This window comes from Pseudomonas fuscovaginae SE-1 (assembly GCF_000364705.1).
In the GTDB taxonomy this organism is placed as follows: Bacteria; Pseudomonadota; Gammaproteobacteria; order Pseudomonadales; family Pseudomonadaceae; genus Aquipseudomonas; species Aquipseudomonas fuscovaginae_A.
This window is the reverse complement of sequence record NZ_AQOH01000348.1, coordinates 1-4,197: the sequence shown is the minus strand read 5'-3', so window position 1 is coordinate 4,197 and position 4,197 is coordinate 1. Positions and strand designations below refer to the sequence as shown.

At 64.6% G+C, this 4,197-nt stretch carries 6 protein-coding genes; 3 read left to right on the top strand and 3 right to left on the bottom strand.

All coding sequences use genetic code 11. From position 1 onward, the window contains the following. The 3 genes from K675_RS0127680 to recR all read left to right on the top strand — a co-directional run. The coding region (locus K675_RS0127680; RefSeq protein WP_026145588.1) for a DNA polymerase III subunit gamma/tau C-terminal domain-containing protein at nucleotides 1-566 on the top strand (566 nt) is incomplete at its 5' end. A 63-nt stretch (nucleotides 567-629) separates the two neighbouring features. After that, complete coding sequence (locus K675_RS0127675; RefSeq protein ID WP_026145587.1) at nucleotides 630-968, top strand: YbaB/EbfC family nucleoid-associated protein; 339 nt, start codon at nucleotides 630-632, stop codon at nucleotides 966-968. A 134-nt stretch (nucleotides 969-1,102) separates the two neighbouring features. Further along, the gene (gene recR, locus K675_RS0127670) at nucleotides 1,103-1,705 is read left to right on the top strand and encodes a recombination mediator RecR (protein WP_017906711.1); all 603 of its coding nucleotides are present in this window, start codon (nucleotides 1,103-1,105) and stop codon (nucleotides 1,703-1,705) included. Nucleotides 1,706-1,746: 41 nt separating this feature from the next. Here the strand turns inward: recR and K675_RS0127665 are convergent, their stop codons facing one another. From K675_RS0127665 to K675_RS0127655, 3 genes are all read right to left on the bottom strand, one after another. Next, nucleotides 1,747-1,941, bottom strand: coding sequence for a hypothetical protein (locus K675_RS0127665; protein WP_017906710.1), 195 nt, complete (start codon nucleotides 1,939-1,941; stop codon nucleotides 1,747-1,749). Between the two features lie 289 nt (nucleotides 1,942-2,230). Continuing rightward, the gene (locus tag K675_RS0127660) at nucleotides 2,231-3,157 is read right to left on the bottom strand and encodes a glycosyltransferase family 2 protein (RefSeq protein WP_017906709.1); all 927 of its coding nucleotides are present in this window, start codon (nucleotides 3,155-3,157) and stop codon (nucleotides 2,231-2,233) included. A 3-nt stretch (nucleotides 3,158-3,160) separates the two neighbouring features. Further along, nucleotides 3,161-4,197 (bottom strand): lipid II flippase MurJ (locus K675_RS0127655; protein ID WP_017906708.1); only part of this gene is annotated, 1,037 nt, incomplete at its 5' end.

Below are 4,197 nucleotides of genomic sequence, written 5' to 3'. Positions count from 1 at the left end.
TGGCGGGTCCCGACCGCGACGACGAGCCGCCGCTGGACGAGGACTACATCGAGCCGGACGTGGATTCGGCCTACAGTTACCTGGATGAACTGGCCACCGAACACGCCGCCGAACTGGAGCCGCAGCCCGAGCCCGAACCTCTGCCGGCGGCGCAACCGGCCACCGGCCTGGCCTTGGAGTGGCTGCAACTGTTCCCGAAACTGCCGATTTCCGGCATGACCGGCAGCATCGCGGCCAACTGCACGCTGATCGCGGTGGACGGCGACGACTGGCTGCTGCACCTGGACCCGGCCCACAGCGCGCTGTTCAACCCGACCCAGCAACGGCGCCTGAATGAAGCGCTGAATCAGTATCATGGGCGTACGCTGAAACTGAGTATCGAACTGATCAAGCCCGAACAGGAAACCCCGGCCCAGGCGGCCGCGCGTCGTCGGCACGAGCGCCAGAACGAGGCCATCGCCTCGATTCACGCCGATCCGTTCATCCAGCAAATGATGCAACAGTTCGGCGCGGTGGTCCGTGACGATACTATTGAACCTGTCGATACCCTGGTGACCCAGGGTTAACAACTGAAAGATGCGAGGCGGATGCCTCGCACCGATTGTCCAAGCAACTTTGAGGTGATTCCCATGATGAAGGGTGGCATGGCCGGCCTGATGAAGCAGGCGCAGCAGATGCAGGAAAAAATGGCCAAGATGCAGGAAGAACTGGCCAACGCCGAAGTCACCGGCAAGGCCGGCGGCGACATGGTCACCGTGGTGATGACCGGCCGTCATGACGTCAAGCGCGTGAGCATCGACCCGAGCCTGCTCGAAGGCGTCAGCGATGACGACCGTGAGGTGCTGGAGGATCTGTTCGCCGCCGCGGTCAACGACGCCGTGCGCAAGATCGAAGCCAACAGTGCCGACAAGATGTCCGGCATGACCGCTGGCATGCAACTGCCGCCGGGCTTCAAGCTGCCGTTTTAAGGTAACGTGTCGTTGAACAATGCCAGGCACCCGGCCTGGCATTGTCGTTTCCGGGGCTCGGGACCTGCGTATTTGACGCTGGTCGGAGCCACGGGTATAAACCGCCTCTCGCAGTTTTGTCGGACCTATCGCCCATGAGCTTCAGCCCCCTGATTCGCCAACTGATCGACGCCTTCCGGGTTTTGCCCGGTGTCGGCCAGAAAACCGCCCAGCGCATGGCCTTGCAACTGCTCGAGCGTGATCGCAGCGGCGGCGTGCGCCTGGCCCAGGCGTTGGCCCAGGCCATGGACGGGGTTGGGCATTGCCGCCAGTGCCGTACCCTGACCGAAGACGACCTGTGCCCGCAGTGTGCCGACCCCCGGCGCGATGACAGCCTGCTGTGCGTGGTCGAAGGGCCGATGGATGTGTACGCGGTGGAGCAGACCGGCTATCGCGGTCGCTACTTCGTGCTCAAGGGCCACCTGTCGCCACTCGACGGCCTGGGACCGGAGGCCATCGGTATTCCGCAACTGCTGGCGCGTATCGAGGAGCAGGGCAGCTTCACCGAAGTCATCCTCGCCACCAACCCCACCGTCGAGGGCGAAGCCACCGCGCACTACATTGCCCAACTGTTGACCAATAAGGGCCTGGTCACCTCGCGTATCGCCCATGGCGTACCGCTGGGGGGCGAGTTGGAACTGGTGGATGGTGGCACCCTGGCGCATTCGTTCGCCGGCCGCAAACCCATCACGCTGTGAGAGCTGGCGGCGTAGCGTCGTGTTCGGCGTTGCCGATGGGCTCAGGACGTCAGCAACAGCATGATCTGATCCAGGCGGGTGTTGGCCACCCAGGCCACCAGCGTGCCCACGATGGTCGCCCCGCCGGCCATGTAGGCGAGACGGGCGCGGATGGATTTCACATCGCTGCGTACCTCGCCGAGGTCGCGGTGAATGTATTCGAAACGGGTTTCCAGTTCGGTGATGCGCGGTTCCATGGGATTGCCTCCAGGCGGGTCGTTCTGCTTGGTCGAGCTACTCGGTGAGGGGCGCGGTCGTAGCGGATCGTGATTGTCCGGCCATCGCCCGGCAGGGTGCGGGTGGGATGTGCCATAGCGCTTGAACTCGACTTCCATGTGATTTCTCGTCCTCGAAGATCCAGGGGCCGGGCGCCATCGCCCGGATAAAAGACACTTCAAAAACTCGCGCTATTTGCCTGGCTGGTCAATTGAGGCGATTCCCTGATAGCCATAGGAAAAGTCACCGACGCAGTCATGGCTCGCTCGATCAGGCGTAGGGGCTGTCCCAGTAGCGTTTGTACATGCCCAGGCGCTTCTTCAGGCCCCTGGGCAGGTGGCGCTCCTGCTGGCCGAGCTTGTAGGCGAACAGTTTCACCGCATTGCGCAGCAGCGAACCGGGCCAGGCCGACAGACGACCGGTGCCGAGAAACTTCAGTTCGGACAGCACATAACGCAGCCCTTCGCCGCCGGCTCCGCCGAACGCCTGGCGAATCCACGGTTCGCGGGCATGGAACACACCGATATCGAAGTAACGGCGAAACTCCTCCCGGAGCGTGTAGTTGTGGGAGTGCCGGCAGCAGGCGCTGCCCTCGTAGGCGACTTTCCAGCCGGCCAGCAGCATCTTCGCGGCCACGTACATGTCCTCGGAGAGAATCACGTGCTGCGGGAAACCGCCGATCTGCATCAGTGCCTCACGGCGGTAGGCACAGAAGGAATTGGACGCGAAGGCGGTCTTGATGCCCAGGCGCGGTGCATCTTCCAGGCTCTTGACCTGCGAGCTGGGCGGGTAGTTGAACAGCCGCGCGTGTTCGGCCAGCGGGCTGGCGTCCAGGTGCGGCAACTGCCGGCCACAGACCGCGCCAATGCTGGCATCGGTAAACGGCCAGGCGATATTGCCCAGGGCTTCGGGGTCTTCCAGGTAGGCGTCCTGGGTCATGAACACGTAGACGTTATACTCCGGATGCCGCTCGACCATCATCTGCCGGGTACCGCCGTGGTTGAAGTCCCGGCTGTCGATGCGCAGTACATTGGGGCAGCGGGACTCGGCCAGTTCGAAGGTACCGTCGCTGGAACTGGAGTCGACGATCAGGGTATCGAACACCGCGGTCTGGCGCTCGAGGGAGTCGAGCAGGCGTTCCAGGTCCCTCCGGCCGTTATAGGTCGGGATCACACAGGCCACTTTGAGGGTCGACATGCTTCAGCCTCCAGGAATTGTCGTCGGCCGCCAGGGGCGCAGCCAGCAGGCCAAGGCGATCAGCAGCACCAGGCTGTAGAGCGTGCTCAGCCCCAGTTGCAGCCAGGTGCCCGAGAGGGGATGCAGCACCAGGGCGGCCAGGATCATTACGCCGAGTCCGAGCAGCCAGTGGCTGCGCCAGGGGACTTCGGCCAGCAGTTGCTGGCGACGCATCAGCAGCAGGCCGGTGAGGATCACCCCGCAGACGGCCGCCAGGGCAATGCCGGTCAGTCCGAAGCAGTACGGCAGCACCGCCAGCAGCAGGGCATTGAGCAGGCTGCCGGCCAGTTCGCAGTTGAGCGGCATGCGCGTGTCGCCGGCGGCATAGGCATAGCGGGCGAGCAGGGCGTTCCAGGCCCCGAACATCAGCGGCACGGAGAACCACGCCAGCAGTTCCGGCAACGGGCTGTCGGCGGCCTGGTTGGGCAGCAGCAGGCTGACCAGCGCGGCGGCGGCACCGATGAGCCCGGCCACGGCGGGCAGGGTCAGCAGTGTGGCGCTGGCCAGGCCCTTGCGCAGCAGTGACAGGCGCTCGTTGCCAGCGCTGCCGCTCATGAGGCCAAGCAGTACCTGATTCAGGCTCATCAGGGCGATCAACGGCAAGTTGATCAGTTTGCGTGCCAGATTGATCCAGGTGACCGCACCTTCACCCAGCAGCGAGGCGACCATCCGTTCCAGCAGGGCCAGGCCCTGGCTGGCCAGGTTGCTGCTCAACAGCGGGCCGATCTGCTTGAGCAACTCGCGGCCGGCACCCGGGGCGTGTGCCGCCTGCCAGGGTTTCCAGCCGCTGTGCAGCAACGACGGCAACAACACCGTCGGCATCAGCAGGCTGCCGAGCACGCAGGCGCAGGCCAGGCCGGTGGGAGTCGCCTCATGGCGCAGCAGGGCCAGATACAGCACCGGGGGCAGGTTGAACAGCAACGAGCCGAGCCCGGCCAGGACGAATCGCGAGCGTGCCTGCAGCGGCACGCAGAACAGTGCGTGGAGGATAAAGCCCGGCG

Excerpts from the sequence above, each read along its gene's own strand:
- K675_RS0127675 (WP_026145587.1), top strand. The coding sequence starts at position 630 with ATGATGAAGGGTGGCATGGCCGGCCTGATGAAGCAGGCGCAGCAGATG.
- recR (WP_017906711.1), top strand. The coding sequence starts at position 1,103 with ATGAGCTTCAGCCCCCTGATTCGCCAACTGATCGACGCCTTCCGGGTT.
- K675_RS0127665 (WP_017906710.1), bottom strand. The coding sequence starts at position 1,941 with ATGGAACCGCGCATCACCGAACTGGAAACCCGTTTCGAATACATTCAC.
- K675_RS0127660 (WP_017906709.1), bottom strand. The coding sequence starts at position 3,157 with ATGTCGACCCTCAAAGTGGCCTGTGTGATCCCGACCTATAACGGCCGG.